Raw genomic sequence first — 20,038 nt, forward strand, 5'->3', positions numbered from 1 at the left:
CGGCTGTCTTTTTTTATGGGCATTTATGGAAACTCAAGCATTTACTCGTGAGTTTCGCGCATTTACTCGTGAATTTCGTGCTTTTACTCGTGAATTTCGTGCTTTTACTCGTGAGTTTCGCGCATTTACTCGTGAGTTCCGGATTAAGCTCCTTTCTTATTAGATGCTCCGTTCTTTTATTTGCTGGACCATTTTATTGATGAACCGTTCAATTGCGACATTTTCAAATTCTTGTTCCCCGTATTTCCGGACATTCACTTCATTTTCTTTCTCCTCTTTATCGCCAAGGACCAGCATATATGGAATTTTCATTATTTGAGCTTCCCTGACTTTATACCCCATCTTTTCATTCCGATCATCAATTTTCACTCTTATGCCTTGATTCTTCAGTTCTTTTTGAACCTTTAAACAATAATTCAAATGAACTTGTGAGACAGGGATGATCTGTACTTGCACGGGGGCAAGCCATACCGGAAAAGCACCAGCAAAATGTTCAATCAGGATTCCAAAAAAACGATCGATCGATCCAAATATGGCACGATGAATGACGACAGGACGAACCTTTTCATTATTTTCATCGATGTAAGTCAGATCAAATTTATCGGGCATCTGAAAATCAAGTTGGATTGTTGCACATTGATGGCTTCGTTTTAATGCATCTTTAATATGAAAATCAATTTTCGGTCCATAAAATGCCCCGTCCCCTTCATTTAATTGATAATGTATCCCGATGCTTTCCAGAACATTTTTCAAGGCTGTTTCAGAAGCTTCCCAAAGGGAATCTTCGCCCATTAAATCCTCTGGACGAGTCGAGAGTTCCACCGAATACTCGAAACCAAAAGTGCGATACACCTTATCAATCAGATGAAACACTTGTTTAATTTCACTTTCGATTTGATCCTGCCGAACAAAAATGTGGGCATCATCCTGACAAAATGTACGGACCCGCAACATCCCGTTCAATGCACCGCTATATTCATGACGGTGGACTTGACCGAACTCGGCCATCCGGATGGGTAAATCCCTGTAAGAATAAAGATTGTTTTTGAAAATAAGCATATGACCTGGACAGTTCATAGGCTTCATCGCGAATTTTGTTTGATCCACCTCAGTGAAGTACATATTCTCATGGTAATGATCCCAGTGACCCGAATGTTCCCATAACCGCTGGTTCATCATGAAAGGAGTCCGAACTTCGTCGTAATCAGCTTCAGTCTGGATCTCCCGCGAGAACTTCTCCAATTCATTTCTAACGATTTGTCCTTTCGGTAAATAAAACGGCATTCCAGGAGCTTCCTCCGAAAACATGAATAACTCCAACTGCTTCCCTAATTTGCGGTGATCTCGTTTGGCCGCCTCCTCCAGGAATTTAAAATGATCCTGTAAATCTCTTTTCTTTCGGAAAGCCACGCCATACACCCTTTGAAGAACTTCATTTTGATTGTCTCCCCGCCAATAGGCTCCCGATACACGAGTCAATTTGAACGATTTTACAAATGATGTGGATGGAAGGTGGGGTCCTCTGCAAAGATCGACGAATTCCCCCTGTTGATAGATCGTTAGTTTTTCATCTTTAGGGATATTCTTTGCTATATCCAGTTTGAATGACTCCCCTCTATCCTGGAATAACTTCACAGCTTCTGCATAAGACACTTCGATCCTTTTAATTTCCAGATCTTCACTTATGATATGTTCCATCTCTTTTTCAATAGCTTGTAAATCTTCTGAGCTCAAAGGATGATCTAACTTAAAATCATAGTAAAAACCATCTTCTACGACTGGCCCCATCCCTAATTCCACATTTCGGTATAATCTTTTCACAGCCTGTGCCAAAACATGCGCCGATGTATGTCGCAAAACTTGTAATCCTTCATCCGAATCCAGATTCAAGATTGACAGTTCGGCATCCTTATTCAACTTGTGACTTAGATCAACCAGTTGTTTATCCAGTATTCCTACTACTGCCTTTTTCCTTAAACTTGGGCTGATGGACCCTGCCACACTTTCCACTGTCATCCCTTGCGGATATTCCTTTTGCTGCCCATCCGGGAATTGAACTTTAATCATTTTTTCACCCATCACATAAACACCCCTTTTTAGTAATAAAAAAACGCACCCATCCCTATATAAGGGACGAGTGCGTTTATACCCGTGATTCCACCCAATTTCCCATAAGCAAGAAAACACTCATGGCTCTGGAGCTTTTAACGCAGCTTAGACGATATCAGTTACTCTCGTTCACCGATATAGCTCAAAGGCGGTAAATCATTTTCCTAAGCCAGGAAGTTCGCAGCTGCCCTTCCCTCTCTGCAGACCGTAAAAATGATTCATGTCCTTATCATGGCAATATTTTTATATATAAAAAAACGCACCCATCCCTATATAAGGGACGAGTGCGTTTATACCCGTGATTCCACCCAATTTCCCATAAGCAAGAAAACACTCATGGCTCTGGAGCTTTTAACGCAGCTTAGACGATATCAGTTACTCTCGTTCACCGATATAGCTCAAAGGCGGTAAATCATTTTCCTAAGCCAGGAAGTTTGCAGCTGCCCTTCCCTCTCTGCAGACCGTAAAAATGATTCATGTCCTTATCATGGCAATATTTTTATATAAAAAAAACGCACCCATCCCTATATAAGGGACGAGTGCGTTATACCCGTGATTCCACCCAATTTCCCATAAGTAGATTACTCATGGCTCTGGAGCTGTAACGTAGCTTAGACGATATCAGTTACTCTCGTTCACCGATATGGCTCAAAGGCGGTAAATCATTTTCCTAAGCCAGGAAGTTTGCAGCTGCCCTTCCCTCTCTGCAGACCGTAAAAATGATTCATGTCCTTATCAATGCTTCTAAAATGTAAATGGATTTTTATATTGTTATATATATTACAATATATTCCCATAAGTGACAACCTCAAATTTTTTAATTTCATTATAAACACTAAATTGGTATAATTAGTAAAAAGGAGTCGTCATGAAAAGTTTAAGCAATTGGTCTTTCCTATTTGCTGTGATTGGTGCCGTATCATTTTGCTGCGCCTTTTTTTTACCAAAATCCTTCGAGCTTCTAATGGTCTCAGGATTCGGTGCGTTACTTATTGGTATGTTATTTAGTTTCGGGGCCATGTTAAAAAGCGAAAAAGGAAAGACGAAGTTTCTGGCTGTGGCTGCCTTCTTTCTTTTAAGTTTCATTCTGGTTTGGAATGAACCATTTCAAATTGTCAGGCTATTAACCTGGATGAAAAATTAATCAAAACCCGTTCGCCACGGCGGGTTTTTGTATGTTTCCTATTTATTTTCATTGTGTGAATCTTCCTCTTTCGCTTCCCTTGGATTCTTTACACTAAGCAATAATGTCAGTCCAGTGGTCCAAAGAATTAGCGCGCATCCAAAGCCAAGCAAGGATAACGGTGCAAGGATTTGATGCTCCCCAAACATGACGGTGTCTGGCACAATAAGTAATGTGATAAGCGCCAATAAACAGAGAAGCACTCCTGTTGCATAGTAGATCTTGATTTGAAAAAGCGCCGCCAAAGGTAAAAAATGAATCCCTACAATAATGGCGATGACTCCAGGAATAAGATCGGTCTGATTGATCATATTACAGATGGCGATGGCAATCCCAATCAGTAAACCTTCGGCAATGAAAACGATATTAAACCAGAAATTCATACGTTTCAAACGCCTAGCCCCATTTTCTGAAACTTGATCGGGCATTTTTTGTGATGTATATATTAAGGAAATGCCCTCTATAACCATTATGATTCCTACGAATATGGCAGCAAGTTCCACGTAAGGAAACCCCCACCCTTGCAATCCCATTACACCGGTACCTGCCCACAACGTGCCGAATAATGCCATGAAAATGACGCCAATTCCAGAACCGCGAAACGCCTCTTTCGATATGAGTCTTGAGGTTTGCATCATCAGTTTCCTTTCATCCACAGGTAATATCGTACATAGAGTAATAGTATTGCGCTCACTCCCCGATTATTCATCATCACGGTCTTAAGCCAGGCAGACCAAACTGCAAAAATGCCAAAGCATTGACTATTATGGTGCCACTTCACCTTCAGCCAACATTGAATGGGCTGGCAGCAAATAAAACGACCGTTTTTATCGGGGACCTAAGAGAATATGTCTACTTACCGCCATAATGAGATAATTGCCCTTTTCGTCGATATATTTCTATTTTCGGAGATATAACTGGGTTTTCGTCGATATATTCTTACTTTCGGAGATATAACTGGATTTTCGTCGATATATTCCTACTTTCGGAGATATAACTGGATTTTCGTCGATATATTCCTACTTTCGGAGATATAACTGGGTTTACGCCGATATATTCCTACTTTCGGAGATATAACTGGATTTTCGTCGATATATTCCTACTCTCGGAGATATAACTGGGTTTACGCCGATATATTCCTATTTTCGGAGATATAACTGGATTTTCGTCGATATATTCCTACTTTCGGAGATATAACTGGATTTACGCCGATATATTCCTATTTTCGGAGATATAACTGGATTTTCGTCGATATATTCCTACTTTCGGAGATATAACTGGGTTCATACAATATCGCGTCTAATTTAGCATTTTCTTAATTAACTAAGTTGACTATAGAAAAACCTGAGTCCCCAAAGGGGTCTCAGGTCAGTTTGTAGACAAAAGGGGTTCGGAATTAAAAAATTCCGAACCCCTTTTTGAGATTCCCTTTGAATTTTTGCCTGAAGTTAGGAGATTGGGGCTCTACGAGCCCACTATGTTAGGCCATTTTTGGACCTCGCCATGTCCAATTGGCCATCTTCTTTAAATTAATGGCAGCGAAAGTAAGCATCGCCTGCATCGACAATTTTTTAAGTCCCCTTAAAGTTGTCCAACGCATACCATGCTTTTCTTTTGCATCTGCGAATACACGCTCAATCGTTTCTTTACGTTTCGCATATATAGTTTTTACATCTTGATGATGACGCAGATGATCTGCTTCTTCCACATGTGTTTGCCAAATATGCCGTGTCACCACTTTTTGATGGTCTTTGCTTTCTGTACACTGAGATAAAAATGAGCATGTCGCACAAGTGTGTTTGGGTGATTTATACTCGCGATAGCCCTCTTTATTGGTTGTTGAGTACTTTAATAGCTCTCCCGAAGGACAAAGGTAACAATCAAAATGTTCATCGTATACATAGTCCTGTTTGCGGAAAAATCCTTCTTTGGTGCGAGGACGTGTATAAGGTAAAGCCGGTATGATTTCTTTGTTAAATAGGTAGCTTGTAATCGCTGGTGTTTTATAAGCTGCATCTGCGGCAACGGCTTCCGGTTTTCCAACTTTCTCAATCACTTGTTCAACTAGTGGCTCTAAGATCTGACTGTCATGTATATTTCCAGGTGTTACAATCGTTCCCAATACAAAACCGTTGCGGTCTGCGGCCGCATGGAATGAATAGGCAAACTGTTTTGTTCGTTCATCTTTCACATAGTAGCCACTCTCAGAATCCGTTGTACTTTCTTTAATCTCTTTGGTCTCTTCTTTATCAAATTTATCTGATGGAAAAGGCTTCTTTCCATGTTTTTCACGATCTTGATTGATTTCTTCTTGAAGACGCCCTTGATACGCTCGTGTTTCTTTACGAACGATTTTCTTTTCAAATTTCCTTTTATTCGCACTGGCTTTCACATGTGTGGAATCCACGAAAACGTGTTCAGCACTTATTAACTTTTTATTAGCAGCTGTCATTAAAATGCGATAGAAAATCTGTTCAAACAGGTCTGTATCTTTAAAGCGTCGCTCATAATTTTTCCCGAACGTAGAGAAATGAGGTACTTTATCATGGAAACCATAGCCTAAGAACCAACGGTAAGCCATATTGGTTTCAACTTCTTCAATCGTTTTACGCATGGAACGAATACCGAAGGTATATTGAATGAATGTCAGTTTAACTAAAATAACTGGATCAATACTTGGGCGTCCTACCTCTGAATACATCTCTTTCACCAAGTCATAAATGAAAGTGAAGTCAATGGCAGCCTCCATTTTACGAACCAAATGGTTCAGTGGCACCAGTTGATCTAACGTAATCATTTCAAGTTGATCTCGCTGAATAGAATCATGTTTAGAAAGCATCCTCATCACCTCAAGTTTTAATACTTCTATTTTAAAACAAAAATGACTCCAGGCAAAAGTGTTTATCTAAAAGGTAAGACAAAGTTGATTGGAACGGAAGGTACGAGACTCCTGCGGGAAAAGCGCGTCTAGGGGAGACCCCGCAGGCGAAAGCCGAGGAGGCTCCCCGACCGCCCGCGGAAAGCGAGTGCCTGGAGTGGAAAATCAACGGCCAAATTGTACAACTCATAAAAAATAGACAAACTCGATTTTCATCGAGTTTGTCTACAGTCTGACCTGAGTCCCCAAAGGGGTCTCAGGTTTTTCTATTCCTATCAGCTAAATGGTTTTATCAAATTGGCAATCTTTCAATGAAATTAATTTGGTTTTATGATAAATTTTGTAACCTAACCAAATTGCCAGGAATATCGGTAATCCGATATAGGAGACAGTGACGCCATACCAGTCGATGCTGCCGCTTAGGTATGCTTCATAGTTTTGTCCTGCTATGACAACCATGCAAAGGATGAATGAAAAAATCGGCCCGAATGGAAACCATTTTGCTTTATATTTCAATTCGGTTAAGTCACCACCTTGTGCAACATAGGCACGTCTAAAGCGATAATGGCTTATGGCAATTCCAATCCAGGCGATAAAGCCGGTTAGCCCCGATGCGTTCAATAGCCATGTAAATACATGGTCCCCAAAAATGGAGGTCAAGAAGGCGAGTCCCCCAATAAATGCCGTGATGAGCAAAGCATTCATCGGGATTCCCCTGCGATTGACCTTGCCGAGGAATTTGGGAGCTTGATTATCTTTTGCCATCGACCATAACATCCGTGTTGATGCATAAAGCCCCGAGTTCCCTGCGGATAGTAAGGAAGTTAACACGACAGCATTCATGACGGATGCCGCGAATGCAAGTCCTGCGCGTTCAAAAACAAGTGTGAAAGGGCTTACAGAAATATTTTCCACATCCCCGTTCAGCAAACTTGGGCTCGTATAAGGAATTAACAGGCCGAGTATGAGGATAGCCCCGATGTAAAACAATAGGATGCGCCAAAATACTTGGCGGATCGCATTCGGAACATTTTTTTCGGGTTCCTCACTTTCTCCGGCAGCAATACCAACCAGTTCCGTGCCTTGAAAAGAAAATCCCGCTATTAGAAAGATGCTGATGATCGATAAAAACCCTCCCTTGAATGGAGCCTCATCCATGGTGAAGTTTTCAAACCCGATCACCTTTCCGCCAAAAACCCCTAAGATGGTCAATAATCCAATAATGATAAAGAAAATGATGGCGACGACTTTTATTAAAGCAAACCAATATTCAGATTCACCAAAGCTTTTAATGGATAGGGCGTTGAGGGTGAAGACGATTCCAAGAAATAATGCACTCCAGATAAGGCTGGGTACATCAGGGAGCCAGAATTTCATGATGATGGCTGCTGCAGCTATTTCCACGGCAAGGGTGACTGCCCAGTTAAACCAATAATTCCAGCCAAGTGCAAAGCCGAATGCGGGATCTACAAAGCGCGTGGCATAGGTGGAAAATGAGCCCGATACAGGCATATATGTTGCCATTTCCCCTAAGCTCGTCATAAGGAAATAAACCATGATTCCAATGCAGGCATATGCAGCGAGGGCACCACCGGGCCCTGCACTCTGGATGGTTGCCCCGCTTGCCAGGAATAATCCGGTTCCTATTGAACCGCCAATGGCTATCATGGTCATATGCCTTGCTTTCAGATTCCTTTTAACTGTCGGTTCTTGATTATCATTGAGATTCCTTTTAACTGTCGGTTCTTGATTATTAATGAGATTCATGTCCATATGGTCCCTACCTCATTTTCTTTTAATATTAAAAGTTCAAGAAATAGTAAAAGAGATATTTTCAGATATGAATAGTCTCCCACAATCGTTTTGTGGAAGACTTTATTGCAGTTAAGGAAAATCCTGATATTTACTGGCTAGTCTACTATTCGGTTTAATTGCCATTGCCTTGAATCGTCAGCTTATTCCCTACAGGAATAGCCTCATCCTGATCTTGTTCCATTCCACACCATTGAATTAAAGTAAGGGCAATGATCTCCGCTGTCGAGAACACATTGTCGAGTAGGATGTATTCATTTGGATAATGGGCAACCTCGGTTACTCCAGGCCCGAATACGATTGCGGGCGTTTCACCGACATGTGTCAGCAATCCCCCATCCGTTCCCCACGGGGAGGCTTCAATGACCGGGTCCTGTCCAGCAACTCGCCGATATTGATGAACAAGCGCATTCATCAGTTCATGCTCTACATCAATTGCTCCTGGAACCCAGCGTGCCCCAAACCATTCCAATACGGGCGGGTTTTCCTTGAACCATTCGTCCACTTCTTTCAGCTGCACTAACCAGTCAGCCATTTCGTCCTTCGCCTGCTCCATCGTTTCCTCCGGCGCAACGCCCATCCTCCCCTCGATTTTCACAAGGTCGGGAACGGATGACGGCCAATTGCCACCTTCAATGACACCTAGATTGATTGGAATCGGAATAGGCGTGTTCTGATAAAGCGGGTCACTGATACGTGCATTTCGCTTCTCTTCCAAGGCCCGAATATGATTGATGACGATCATGCTTTTTTCAATGGCACTAACGCCTTCATACCTTGTTCCGCCATGGGCTGAACGTCCTTTAACATGGACCCGGAACCACATCGAGCCCTGCTGTTTCGGGAAAATCCTCATATTCGTCGGTTCAGGGATAAGGGCAGCATCAGCTTTATATCCCCTCAGGACGGCTGCTAATGTTCCGGCCCCGCCGCTTTCTTCTTCAATCACACTTTGAAAAATGACATCTCCTTTTAATTGGATGCCATTTTCCTTCAATGCCTGCATGGCAAGGATCAGGGACACATTGCCCCCTTTCATATCGGTTACGCCACGTCCAAACATTCTTCCATTCTTAATGGCTCCACTATATGGATCGTCGTCCCATTGTGCCCGGTCACCGTCAGGAACCACATCGATGTGCCCGTTCAAAATGATGGAACGGCCGCCTCCAGTCCCTTTCATGATTCCCACCACATTAGGGCTGTTGGAGAAATCACTTCGTGGAGAATGGAAATAAGAATGCTTCTTCAGTTCGCCGCCGTCAGGTTCCCAACTATCGATTTGCAAACCCATTTCCTCCAGCTTTTCGGCGACGATGGCCTGTGCCCCGGCTTCATTTCCTTGCGTACTCGGGGCTTGTACCATTTTTTGCAATAGGTCTGTTCCTTCTTCCCGATGATCCTTGATCCATTGGTTTATCCGTTTTTTTATATCCGGCACATTTATCCTCCTTAAATACACATATTCTCATAGATTACTGAAAGTCCCATTCCACCTGCCATACACAACGTTACCATTCCGTACTTAACTTGTGAACGCAACATTTCATGCATCAATGTGACTGTCAATTTTGCACCTGTTGCTCCTACAGGGTGACCAAGTGCAATTGCCCCTCCATTGACATTGACAATATCCTGATTCAAATCTAACTCCTTGATCACTGCAAGTGCTTGGGCAGCAAAGGCTTCATTAAGTTCAATCAGTCCAATATCCTCTAACGATAGACCTGCTTTTGCCAATGCCTTTCGAGTCGCTGGTACGGGTCCAATCCCCATAACTCCAGGTTCAACTCCTGCACTGGCGAAAGCCTTTATTTTCAAGAGCGGTTTTAATCCCTTTTCTTCTGCTTGCTGCTTGGACATTAATAGTACAGCTGCAGCTCCATCATTCATAGGACAGGCATTTCCTGCCGTAATGGTTCCTTCATTTTTGAATACTGCTGGAAGACTGGCTAGTTGATCTAGATGAATGTCCTCGCGTACACCTTCGTCATGGTTGAAGATTTGAAGTCCTTTTCGATCTTTGATTTTAAGCGAAATAATTTCTCTATCAAAGCGACCCTCTACTATAGCTTTCCAAGCCTTCTTGTGGCTTTGGTAAGCAAATTGATCCTGTTCTTCACGACGGATACCGTATTTTTCAGCCAAGCGCTCGGCAGTTATTCCCATATGCTCATTTCCCAAGGAACATATTAATCCATCTGCCAGCAGAGCATCCTCCATCGTTACGTTTCCAAATTTACCGCCCCATCTATTTTTCACGATATAAGGCACATTGCTCATGCTCTCCACTCCGCCGGCAATGATTACGTCTTCTTGACCAGCAGCGATAGTTAAAGCGGCGTTGGTAATGGCCTTTAAACCTGATCCACATGCTTTGATTACAACGTGGCCTGGGACACTGTGTGGGAAACATGCCATCTGCGACGAAATTCGGGCCGAGTTAAGTCCGCCTCCGTGGACATAGCCATGTCCGAAAATCACTTCATTTACCTTTTCTTTACCTAACCCATAATTATCCATTAAACCTTCCAATACTTGACGGCCCAATTCGATAGCTTTAACATTCCGTAGTGATTTGCCAAAGGATCCAACTGCAGTTCGCGCTCCAGCAACGATGACAACCTCATTCATGCTTTTTTCCTCCTCTTACCTATTCAATGGTGTTGACAGCAGCATGGATTTTCAATGTCGCCTCTGTATTCCTTATCACATCATCAACGGTATATGGCGCCATGACTTCCTTCAGCACCAATCCCTCTTCCGTAACTTCCATGACAGCCATCTCCGTAATGATTAAATCCACACTTTGCCTTGCCGTCAATGGAAGCGTACAGGTCTTCAATATCTTCGATTCACCCTGCTTATTCACGTGATTCATCAGGACGATCACCTTTTTGGCTTTCTGGGCAAGCTCCATCGCCCCACCCATCCCTGGCACTCGCTTACCTGGGACGATCCAATTCGCCAAGTCCCCCTTTTCACTGACTTCCAAGGCTCCAAGGATGGTGATGTCGATGTATCCTTTCCGGATCATTCCAAATGCAGTTGCACTGTCAAAGTATGAAGCGCCCATTACAGTGGTGATCGGGAACCCTCCCGCATTACAGAGGGCAGGATCTTCTTTCCCCGGATCCGGACTTGGACCTGTACCGAGAACGCCATTTTCCGCATGGAACAGCACATGGATATCTTGAGGTATATGGTCGGCCACCAGGGTAGGAATGCCGATGCCTAAATTGACGATCAATCCGTCATGGATTTCCTTGGCGGCGCGTTTCGCGATGCGATTTCGTACATCTACTGCCATGCCCATTTCCAATTCACCCCTTTTGTCGGAATCACCATATCTACATAAATGCCTGGTGTGGCAATACACTCCGGATCCAATTCGCCTGCAGGAACGATTTCTTCCACTTCCGCAATCGTGAAGGCCCCTGCCATCGCTACCAGCGGATTGAAATTGCATGCAGTCTTGTCGTACACTAAATTCCCTAGTGAATCTGCCTTTTTCGCATGGACGATGCTGACTTCAGCGGTCAACGCGGTTTCCACCAAATATTCTTTTCCTTCTATGACCATCTTGTTCTTGCCTTCTTCGGCTATCGTGCCAATCCCGACATCGACAAAAATCCCGCCTAAGCCTACACCGCCAGCACGAATCCGTTCTGCTAATGTCCCTTGCGGTGAAAACTCCACTTGCAGCTTTCCTTCAGTCATGAGCCTGCCTGCATTAGGATTGGATCCGATATGTGAGGCGATGACTTTCTTTGCCCTTTCAGCAGTCACAAGCCGGCCAATGCCGATATCAGGGAATCCAGTATCATTGCCAATCAAGGTCAAATCCTTAACACCTTTGGCCAGGATACCCTGCACGAGCGTGGGGGGAGTCCCCACTCCGCCAAATCCGCCATACATGAGCGTGCATCCATCGGAAATATGCTCCAGTGCTTCTTCCAGGGTCACAATTTTGTTTTTCTTCGTAATGACCTGCTTCATACCGTTCCTCCTAAATAGCCTGCATGTCCTCAATCAAGCCTTCCGAGTGCAATTCACGCTGCAACTCTTCAAGGGAAGCTTCCAGTATCTTGACGAGGCGATCGATTTCTTCATTCGTAATGATTAATGGCGGAGATAGGATAACCGCATCACCAGCGATTCCTTCAATCGCACCCGCAGCAGGATAGATCAACAATCCCTTCGCAAAAGCCTTATTGACAAGCCTAGTGGTCAGGCCAATTTGCAAGTCGAATGGCGTTTTTGAAATCCGATTGGAGACAAACTCAAGTCCGAGGAGAAGCCCTTTCCCCCGTACATCACCAATTATGTCGAATTTCCCAGCCAACCCTTGCAGCTTCTTAAACAGATATTGACCTTTATCTTCAGCCGCCTGAACCAGGTCATTTCCCTCAATGTAGGAAAGCACTTCCAATGAAACGGCTGCAGATAGAGGATTTGCACTATATGTGTGTCCAGCCATGATTGAATTCGAGCCTTTTAAAATGGGCTCCATGACACGGTCACTAACCATTGTGGCTGCCATTGGAGTATAACCGGCGCTCATTCCTTTACCCAATGCGATGATATCCGGGTCGACTCCCCAATGTTCCATCGCGAACATTTTTCCTGTCCGTCCGATTCCCGTCATTACCTCATCGGCGATAAAAAGAATGTCATAGTTTTCGCAGATTTCCTTAATCCTTTGATAGTAGCCATCCGGCGGTGTTACAGCACCAGCGGATGCCCCGATGATCGGCTCTGCGATGAAGGCTGCGATATTCTCGGAGCCGACCCTTTGAATGGCTGTTTCCAGTTCATTAGCACACTGAAGCTTGCAGCCGGAAGATTCATTATTATAAGGACAGCGATAACAGTAGGGAGCGGAAATGCTAGGGAAATCTTCCAATAGCGGAACAAAACGCTTTCTCCTCGGTACATGACCTGACATCGATAAAGCGCCCATCGTAATCCCGTGATAACTCGTCCATCTGGAGACGATACGATTTTTTCGCTCATATCCTTTTTCTTGCCAATGCTGAATCGCTATCTTCATCGCCGTTTCGGTCGCTTCGGATCCGCTATTCACGAAAAATGACCAATTCAAATCCCCTGGAGCCAAATCACTTAGCTTTTTGGCTAATGCTTCTGCGGCTTCACTCGTAAAATGAGACCTGTATGCAAAAGAAACTTTGCGGGCCTGCTCCGTCATTGCATCGACAACGTCTATTACACCATGGCCAATACTTGCCGTAACAGCACCTGATGATCCGTCTATATACTGTTTTCCATCTGTATCATAAAGATAAATTCCATTCCCATGAGAGATAGTGGGATAGTCATGATCTAAAGTAGGCTTAATCAAATAATTGCGTGTCATGTCATCTCTCCTTTTAACGTTCGTACCCACTGTGCAGCATTCTATTAATCAACTAATTTCCCAGATTAAAAAAACCTAGTTTACCAGCTAAAAGGTTCATCCTGAATCAGGATTGACTCTGTAGGGCAGCCTTCCATAGCATCCTGCATGTCCTCATGCAGGATTTCAGGAACTTCGGCAATCCCCTGATTATCATCCAAGATCACAAAAGCAATCCCTTGATCGTCATAGTCATAAATTTCAGGACCTGTTGAACCGCACGCCCCGCAGGCAATACAGGTTTCTTTATCAACCCATGTGTATTTAGCCATAGAAACAATCCTCCTACTTGAAAGATAAATCTTTACCCCAAATATTCATGTCCTCATACTTATCCCAAATATTGCAATTCTTCGTTAATCTGCCGCCATATTCATAACCAAGCTGATGAAAAACGGCGTTCATTCCCATCGACAATGATCGCGCCAATGAATAAGAGCAATAAATGTTTTTCCTGATCAATTCTTGTTCCAATGCAGAGATTAGCACCTTCATGAAACCATGCTTTCGATGATGGGGAATCGTTGCACAGTCCGTCAATTCAGCATTATGATACATCTCATTCACTTCCGCGGATGCAGCACTCACAATGGATCCTTCATATTCGATAACACTGAAGATCGTACCTTCCTCCATCACTTTCTTGATATATCGCTCATCATTCATCGGTGTAGGATAGGTTTCAAAAATTTCACCATATAAATTAGCCAGCTCTTGCGCATCTTCATCTGTAGCAAAACGGAGGATATAATTTTCAGGAATTTTCTGCATATCCATCAGTCTGGGAATCTCACTTACATCTTGGATGACTTTATCTTCCTTGACCCAAAAGTCGCTCGTTCGCCTTTCATCCGTTAAATAGAAAGCCATGCAATAGGCATCATTCCCGTTGAAATACCTGCTTAATATTCCTTCCAGCATGTATCCTTGTCCCAATGCCGCAGATAAATCTTCGTTTCTAGCTTTAAGTATCACTTTAGTAAAGCCCTGCTCCTTTGCGATGACAAGCGCCCGGGCCATCGCTTTTTGGATATTTCCCCGATAATCATCCATGCGCAAGCGCTGATTGGCATGATCATGATAGAGTTCCATGGTATAACAATCCCCAGTCTCGATCTGGGTGAAAAAAGGCAGCTTTTGAACAGGCATTATGTAACCCCCTTATTTAAAGAATTCGGGAGAAGAGATGCATATCATCCGCTTCTCCCGGCATTCTATTTCCAATTGAATAATTTTTTGACGGGTGCCTGAAGAAGCTGCTCATACGTAAACTCATCAGGGTATTCACTCACATCATATATGGATAAGGCTTCGTCCACCTTTTGATTCATCGAATCAGACACATAGATTCCACATTCCGGACAGTTCAAGGCTGGAACTTGAAGGACTCTTATAGAGCGTTTCCCATCAGGCATGATCCAGTAACAATCCTTTTTTTCACTTTCTTCTACGTTTGGGGCATTACACCACAAGCAATCCATCTTCATTCCTCCTTGCCTTCAGATTTCACCGAGCCGCTTCCGACCAAGGCATTCTTTTTTTCTTGGGCTAACCTTAATTTTTCCTTCATTTCATCCCGTTTATCACGGCGATCCTTCAATGATGCATGTTCATCAGTGGTTTCATACGCCTTTCTCTTGTCAAGACGGCGAAGGCCCTCTGGCACCAAATTGAATTTCTCATCCGTCATGAGAGCGGAAATCCCCACGGCTTCTTTCCTATCCTCAGTACCATACACTTCATCAAAGTAAGCATCCGCACTGCCGGAAACATAATTCTTCGGCTCCGGATAACTAGTGATCACTCCTTCAAAGTTCCGTAAAACGACTTTATCCGGACTTTGCGAAAGCAGGTAATTCGGAGTCAAGGCAATCTTTCCTCCACCGCCAGGAGCATCCACCACAAAGGTTGGCACCGCATATCCTGATGTATGGCCGCGAAGCGCTTCAATGATTTCCAGTCCTTTTGAAACCGGCGCCCGGAAATGGCCAATCCCTTCAGATAGATCACATTGATAAATGTAATAAGGCCTAACCCTTGCTTTAACACAGTCATGCATAAGCTTTTTCATGATATGGACACTATCGTTGATGCCAGCCAGGATGACAGCCTGATTACCAAGCGGCACGCCTGCCATCGACAGCATATCGCATGCCTTTTTCGCTTCATCCGTCAATTCAAGGGAATGATTGAAATGCGTATTTAACCAAATCGGATGATACTTTTTCAGAATATTGCATAAATTTTCCGTAATCCTCTGCGGGAAAACGACCGGTGCACGAGTTCCGATCCGAATGATTTCCACATGCGGGATGGCACGTAAGTTACTCAATACATATTCAAGGATCTTATCATTGATCAACAGGCCGTCTCCTCCAGAAATCAGCACGTCCCTAACTTCGGGAGTATTCCGGATATATTCAATCGCCCCGTCCAGCTGCTTTTTGGGAACACCCATGCCAACCTGACCTGAAAAACGGCGGCGCGTACAATACCTGCAGTACATGGAGCATTGGTTCGTTACAAGGAATAGAACGCGATCCGGATAACGATGCGTCAATCCTGGAACAGGGGAATCCTCATCCTCATGCAGCGGATCCTCCAAATCATATCTGGTTTTGTTCATTTCTGCCGAAAGCGGTACCGACTGTAAACGAATCGGACAGCGAGGATCATCCGGATTCATCAAAGATGCATAATATGGCGTAATGTTCAATGGAATCGTTTGAGTCGAAATCCGGACACCTTCCTCTTCATCAGGTGTCAAGTTGACGACCTTTTTCAGATCATCCAATGTTTTAATCGTATTGGTCAATTGCCAGATCCAATCATTCCACTGCTCTTCCGTTACGTCCTTCCAAAGTTCGATATCATTATAATGCCTGCGCCCACCAAGGTATTCTGTATGTTTTACATCCATTCCCATCAAATTCATTTAATATGCCCCCTTATTCTAAGAACTTATCTATATACATTTGCAAGATTGATGCCAACATTCAAAACAAGGGAAACATAAGAAAAGGGGGACAAATCGACCTTAAAACCGCAAATAATTTTTCGTTATGCCTAATTTTTTGCAGCCAGATTCTTTGCGCCAAACAAAAAAAAGAGGGTCTCTTTACACAAGAGCCCTCTTCAAGTTACATCATTATCAATGATTTGACAGCGTTTTCAAATACAACCACATTTATTTTGATTCTCTCGATCCTGCCGTATAAACTTTTTCAATGCCGTACTTGTTTAACTTATATTGTAATCCCTGTCTTTTAATATTGAGGGCTTCAGCCGTTTTGCTGATATTCCCGTTATATTTCTCGAACATATTGATGATCATTTCCCTTTCCATTTCTTCAAGAACGACAGGTAAATCAATCTTATTTTTCAATGGGGAAGGATGGTTCTGCGTATTTGATGCAGCGTAATTCCCTGAAGGAAAAAGATATGCAGGAAGATGGTGTTCATCAATCATATCTTCCCCTGCGTCCATGACGTTAAAGGTTAACTCGATGGCATGTCCCAGTTCACGAATGTTCCCGGGCCATGGATATTGAAGAAGCCTCTGCATCGCCTTATGACTGATTCCGCGTACTTCCGTAAAGAATGATTTGTTGAATTTCTGAATAAAGTGATTGACGATTTCCGGAATATCCGTTTTACGCTCCAGCAGTGAAGGCATTTGGATCGTCACGACATTCAGGCGAAAGAATAAATCCGAGCGAATGATTCCCCGATCTAACGCCTCTTCTGGAGAAATGTTCATCGCAGCAATGATCTTCACATTAACCTTTTGCTCCTTCGAACCCCCAACACGGCGTACCTCGCCTTCCTGAAGCACCCGCAGCAATTTTGCCTGCAGGCCGAGATCGAGGCTATTCAACTCATCAAGGAAAAGGGTACCGCCATTTGCCTGTTCAAAAATGCCCAGGCGATCCATCGCTCCAGTAAAAGCCCCTTTCGTCGTACCGAACAGCAGCCCCTCCATCAATTCCTTTGGAACAGCCGCACAGTTTTGCGCTATGAATGGTTGATTTCGCTGAGCACTTACATTATGTATACTTTGAGCGACCAATTCTTTTCCCGTCCCTGTAGGTCCATAAATCATGACTGGGGAATGTGTACGGGCCGCTTTTTTCGCCAATGAAATGGCTTGCTTAAATGCATGGCTATCACCGATTAAATCACTGAAATGGTAGGTCGCCGTCCCTTCAAGGAACTTGGTTTTCTTATGGGTCTCGGCCAGCTGGGAACGCAAATCAACAATTTGGTCGTACATATTCATGACCTTCGTAATATCCTTTGCTATTTCCACTGCCCCAATAATTTCACCATCCTCATATAAAGGATACGTACTATTGATTGAAGTTATTTTTTTCTCTTTTAAATTGACATACGTCTGGATGGACTCATTCGTTTCCACGCCCTTTTCCAATGCTACATGCAGCGTACTGGATTCATCGGTCAAGGATGGATAAAGCTGAAAGATATTCTCCCCCAATACCTGTTCACGATCAAGCCCATCGATATGTGCCATCATTTCATTGTAGAAAACCGTATCCCCATCTTTATTCACTATATGGACACCCACATTGATCACATTCAATATCCATTCAAATTGAGTGGAAAACTGATTCACTGAAGATTTCATTTCTTCATCTCCGTTCTCTGTCATTTGATAGAATCACCTGTAAATTATAGCATTTAATGGGAAACTTTCATCTCTTTATCTTTAATAAAATCCTACTCCAATAGAATAGTAATTTCACATATAAAAAAAGGTATCTCGCATCCAGCAAAGAAAGTTACTATAAGAAAATAAAAAGGTAGGGGTGAGTCGGATTACAGAACGAAGCAAAGAAACCAGATTAGAAATTAAACCATGGGAAGATAAGGACCTTGATTTACTTTTTCAACTTAATGCCCCAGAAATGATGGCACATCTTGGTGGTCCGGAAAGTAATGAACAAATCATGAAACGGCATCAGCGGTATCTTCAGCTGGGAAATAAGGGATGCATGTTTAGCATCATCCTGTTTCCAGAGACAGAAGCGGCTGGTTCCGTTGGCTACTGGCAAACCGAATGGAATAATGAAAATGTGTACGAAAGCGGTTGGAGCGTCCTCCCTTCATTTCAGGGACAAGGAATCGCATCCCATGCCATGAAGGCTCTGATAGCCAAAATCAAAGCCGAACGGAAATATAAATATATTCACGCATTCCCGTCAATCAATAATCCTGCGTCAAACGCAATTTGCCGTAAGCTAGACTTCCGCCTCATCTCCGAATGTGAATTCGAATACCCACTGGGAAGCCTAATGCGATGCAATGATTGGTGCTTGGAACTTGAATGAATTCTTTACGGATTATTCCCGGGTAAGTCGAATTATGCCGAGTTTAGGTGAATTATTTCCCGGGTAAGGTTCGGGGTGAGGTCGAATAATATCGTGTGCAGGCCGGATTTGGTGTTGGTCGGATTATTGCGAAGTGTCGAATTATTGCTGTGTAGGTCGAATTATGCTGTGTAGGATCAAATCGGCCATCATTTACCTGCATTCTCTATCAAGCAAACAATTCATTCCATGTTTCTTTACCTGCTTGCTTATCTGCAGAAATCTTGCTTGCCTTCTGGTATTTAAATAATGCCATCTCTGTATTCTCACCGAATTCTGCGTCAAGGGGCCCAGGGTTAAATCCTTCCATGTAAAGTGCTGCTTGGAGAATCCATGTGATATTGCCTGCAGCTCCTTTTTTTACGGTGACGATTGCAGTCTTGGTTTTAGGTCCCCATTTTCCATCGACAGCAAGCTTTTTATTGAATTGCTTATTCAGTTCCGTTTGTATAGCTTTTATAAGGGCCGATCGAGTTTCGGGACCGTAAAACCCATCAACGGAAATTGCTGCTTTATACCGGCTATTTAACGTATTTTGTATGGAAATTATATAGGTATCTCCTTTGCTGGTTTTCGGGAGATCCGTTTTTTCGAATTTAAAGGTAAGATGAGGTTCTTTCCCTGCTTGTAACTGTGAATAGGATAGCCCACCCGTCATTTCCAAGTGGGGATAATCCTTGAATGAACTCCAATCCCCGCCCCATTTAAATCCTAAATCCTTACCTATAGCAGCTACACGCTGCCACTTTGAATTCACTGTCCAGTTCGCTTTCTTGCCATCATCACTCACAGTGAAAAAATCAATAGCCAGTCCAAAATTATGATAAGACTGGCCTGGTTTAGCGTTTGTCACATTAGGCTTAGCTAGATTACTATAGTTTTTTCCATTGTAGCTGTAAACTCTTCCTTGGCCATAAAGCGCAGCTTGTTCTTCCAAAGAGCGGTGGCCAGCACTTATCTGTACATAAATCCCTTCATTATAAGCACGTTCGATCATTTCCAATGCTGATGCCTTCACCACTGGATTCATCCTTGTCCCCATCTTTTTCACTGATCTATCCAATAATGTTCGTAATGCTACTGTCAATGTAATCCCTCCTTTAAACCTTATATAAGCCTTTTTAACGGAAAAGTAGCATGGCTGAAATATTTCCATTTTGTTATTAAAGGCTTCGTTAAATGATTATGCCTATTGAAAGGTTCTTCAGTTCTGATCCATCTAAAAAATCCCTGACCTTACTTTGGCTATCTTC

The 20,038-nt window shown here is 43.2% G+C and carries 18 protein-coding genes and 3 other annotated features; of the genes, 3 read left to right on the forward strand and 15 right to left on the reverse strand.

The annotated features are described in order from the left end of the window. Window positions 1-25: 25 nt before the first annotated feature. On the forward strand, window positions 26-163 hold the full coding sequence (locus QUF78_RS21370; protein ID WP_289326231.1) for a hypothetical protein: 138 nt from the start codon (window positions 26-28) through the stop codon (window positions 161-163). On the opposite strand, the gene thrS is transcribed toward QUF78_RS21370, so the two are convergent. Continuing rightward, window positions 160-2,067, reverse strand: a complete 1,908-nt coding sequence (thrS, locus tag QUF78_RS21375) for a threonine--tRNA ligase (protein WP_483313894.1) — start codon at window positions 2,065-2,067, stop codon at window positions 160-162. The two genes, QUF78_RS21370 and thrS, sit on opposite strands and share 4 nt — an antisense overlap. 59 nt (window positions 2,068-2,126) lie before the next feature. Next, window positions 2,127-2,351 (reverse strand) — a binding site (T-box leader). A gap of 31 nt (window positions 2,352-2,382) precedes the next feature. Beyond that, window positions 2,383-2,607 (reverse strand) — a binding site (T-box leader). Between the two features lie 30 nt (window positions 2,608-2,637). Beyond that, window positions 2,638-2,857: a binding site (T-box leader), on the reverse strand. Between the two features lie 120 nt (window positions 2,858-2,977). On the opposite strand from thrS, the gene QUF78_RS21380 reads away from it, so the two are divergent. Further along, entirely contained in the window at window positions 2,978-3,253 is a 276-nt protein-coding gene (locus QUF78_RS21380) for a hypothetical protein (protein WP_289326233.1), read from the forward strand. A 38-nt stretch (window positions 3,254-3,291) separates the two neighbouring features. Here QUF78_RS21380 and QUF78_RS21385 read toward each other — a convergent pair whose 3' ends face one another. From QUF78_RS21385 to QUF78_RS21445, 13 genes are all read right to left on the reverse strand, one after another. Beyond that, the gene (locus QUF78_RS21385) at window positions 3,292-3,948 is read right to left on the reverse strand and encodes a DUF7010 family protein (protein WP_289326234.1); all 657 of its coding nucleotides are present in this window, start codon (window positions 3,946-3,948) and stop codon (window positions 3,292-3,294) included. An 824-nt stretch (window positions 3,949-4,772) separates the two neighbouring features. Then, window positions 4,773-6,131 carry an IS1182 family transposase gene (locus tag QUF78_RS21390; RefSeq protein WP_289323635.1) on the reverse strand — a complete coding sequence of 453 codons (1,359 nt, stop codon included), beginning with the start codon at window positions 6,129-6,131 and terminating at the stop codon, window positions 4,773-4,775. A 318-nt stretch (window positions 6,132-6,449) separates the two neighbouring features. Further along, window positions 6,450-7,937 (reverse strand): amino acid permease, encoded by a 1,488-nt coding sequence (locus QUF78_RS21395; protein ID WP_289326235.1) that lies wholly within the window; start codon window positions 7,935-7,937, stop codon window positions 6,450-6,452. 160 nt (window positions 7,938-8,097) lie between these two features. Continuing rightward, entirely contained in the window at window positions 8,098-9,423 is a 1,326-nt protein-coding gene (locus QUF78_RS21400; protein ID WP_289326236.1) for a peptidase, read from the reverse strand. Between the two features lie 11 nt (window positions 9,424-9,434). Then, window positions 9,435-10,616 (reverse strand): thiolase family protein, encoded by a 1,182-nt coding sequence (locus QUF78_RS21405; protein ID WP_289326237.1) that lies wholly within the window; start codon window positions 10,614-10,616, stop codon window positions 9,435-9,437. Between the two features lie 19 nt (window positions 10,617-10,635). Next, window positions 10,636-11,298 carry a 3-oxoacid CoA-transferase subunit B gene (locus QUF78_RS21410; RefSeq protein ID WP_289326238.1) on the reverse strand — a complete coding sequence of 221 codons (663 nt, stop codon included), beginning with the start codon at window positions 11,296-11,298 and terminating at the stop codon, window positions 10,636-10,638. Next, complete coding sequence (locus tag QUF78_RS21415; protein WP_289315117.1) at window positions 11,283-11,981, reverse strand: CoA transferase subunit A; 699 nt, start codon at window positions 11,979-11,981, stop codon at window positions 11,283-11,285. The genes QUF78_RS21410 and QUF78_RS21415 overlap by 16 nt, the downstream gene beginning before the upstream one ends. Window positions 11,982-11,991: 10 nt before the next feature. Beyond that, window positions 11,992-13,359 (reverse strand): aspartate aminotransferase family protein, encoded by a 1,368-nt coding sequence (locus tag QUF78_RS21420; RefSeq protein WP_289326239.1) that lies wholly within the window; start codon window positions 13,357-13,359, stop codon window positions 11,992-11,994. Between the two features lie 80 nt (window positions 13,360-13,439). Next, on the reverse strand, window positions 13,440-13,670 hold the full coding sequence (locus tag QUF78_RS21425) for a ferredoxin (RefSeq protein ID WP_289326240.1): 231 nt from the start codon (window positions 13,668-13,670) through the stop codon (window positions 13,440-13,442). Window positions 13,671-13,683: 13 nt separating this feature from the next. Then, window positions 13,684-14,547 carry a putative beta-lysine N-acetyltransferase gene (gene ablB / locus QUF78_RS21430; RefSeq protein ID WP_289326241.1) on the reverse strand — a complete coding sequence of 288 codons (864 nt, stop codon included), beginning with the start codon at window positions 14,545-14,547 and terminating at the stop codon, window positions 13,684-13,686. Window positions 14,548-14,612: 65 nt separating this feature from the next. Beyond that, window positions 14,613-14,879 carry a YokU family protein gene (locus QUF78_RS21435; RefSeq protein ID WP_289315114.1) on the reverse strand — a complete coding sequence of 89 codons (267 nt, stop codon included), beginning with the start codon at window positions 14,877-14,879 and terminating at the stop codon, window positions 14,613-14,615. A gap of 2 nt (window positions 14,880-14,881) precedes the next feature. Beyond that, entirely contained in the window at window positions 14,882-16,318 is a 1,437-nt protein-coding gene (gene kamA / locus QUF78_RS21440) for a lysine 2,3-aminomutase (RefSeq protein WP_289327379.1), read from the reverse strand. A gap of 267 nt (window positions 16,319-16,585) precedes the next feature. Further along, window positions 16,586-18,067 carry a sigma-54 interaction domain-containing protein gene (locus QUF78_RS21445; protein WP_289326242.1) on the reverse strand — a complete coding sequence of 494 codons (1,482 nt, stop codon included), beginning with the start codon at window positions 18,065-18,067 and terminating at the stop codon, window positions 16,586-16,588. A 166-nt stretch (window positions 18,068-18,233) separates the two neighbouring features. Between QUF78_RS21445 and QUF78_RS21450 the strand changes: the two genes are divergently transcribed. Further along, entirely contained in the window at window positions 18,234-18,746 is a 513-nt protein-coding gene (locus QUF78_RS21450; protein ID WP_483313895.1) for a GNAT family N-acetyltransferase, read from the forward strand. Between the two features lie 208 nt (window positions 18,747-18,954). Here QUF78_RS21450 and QUF78_RS21455 read toward each other — a convergent pair whose 3' ends face one another. After that, a complete protein-coding gene (locus tag QUF78_RS21455; protein WP_289326244.1) occupies window positions 18,955-19,872 on the reverse strand; it encodes a peptidoglycan-binding protein in 918 nt (305 codons plus the stop codon). Window positions 19,873-20,038 lie beyond the last annotated feature (166 nt).

Origin of the sequence: Peribacillus sp. ACCC06369, assembly GCF_030348945.1 — a bacterium.
Classification (GTDB): domain Bacteria; phylum Bacillota; class Bacilli; order Bacillales; family DSM-1321; genus Peribacillus.

Coding starts and splice junctions, on each gene's coding strand:
- QUF78_RS21370 (WP_289326231.1), top strand. CDS start 26: ATGGAAACTCAAGCATTTACTCGTGAGTTTCGCGCATTTACTCGTGAA.
- thrS (WP_483313894.1), bottom strand. CDS start 2,067: ATGATTAAAGTTCAATTCCCGGATGGGCAGCAAAAGGAATATCCGCAA.
- QUF78_RS21380 (WP_289326233.1), top strand. CDS start 2,978: ATGAAAAGTTTAAGCAATTGGTCTTTCCTATTTGCTGTGATTGGTGCC.
- QUF78_RS21390 (WP_289323635.1), bottom strand. CDS start 6,131: ATGCTTTCTAAACATGATTCTATTCAGCGAGATCAACTTGAAATGATT.
- QUF78_RS21395 (WP_289326235.1), bottom strand. CDS start 7,937: ATGAATCTCATTAATAATCAAGAACCGACAGTTAAAAGGAATCTCAAT.
- QUF78_RS21405 (WP_289326237.1), bottom strand. CDS start 10,616: ATGAATGAGGTTGTCATCGTTGCTGGAGCGCGAACTGCAGTTGGATCC.
- QUF78_RS21410 (WP_289326238.1), bottom strand. CDS start 11,298: ATGGGCATGGCAGTAGATGTACGAAATCGCATCGCGAAACGCGCCGCC.
- QUF78_RS21415 (WP_289315117.1), bottom strand. CDS start 11,981: ATGAAGCAGGTCATTACGAAGAAAAACAAAATTGTGACCCTGGAAGAA.
- QUF78_RS21420 (WP_289326239.1), bottom strand. CDS start 13,359: ATGACACGCAATTATTTGATTAAGCCTACTTTAGATCATGACTATCCC.
- QUF78_RS21425 (WP_289326240.1), bottom strand. CDS start 13,670: ATGGCTAAATACACATGGGTTGATAAAGAAACCTGTATTGCCTGCGGG.
- ablB (WP_289326241.1), bottom strand. CDS start 14,547: ATGCCTGTTCAAAAGCTGCCTTTTTTCACCCAGATCGAGACTGGGGAT.
- QUF78_RS21435 (WP_289315114.1), bottom strand. CDS start 14,879: ATGGATTGCTTGTGGTGTAATGCCCCAAACGTAGAAGAAAGTGAAAAA.
- kamA (WP_289327379.1), bottom strand. CDS start 16,318: ATGGATGTAAAACATACAGAATACCTTGGTGGGCGCAGGCATTATAAT.
- QUF78_RS21445 (WP_289326242.1), bottom strand. CDS start 18,067: ATGACAGAGAACGGAGATGAAGAAATGAAATCTTCAGTGAATCAGTTT.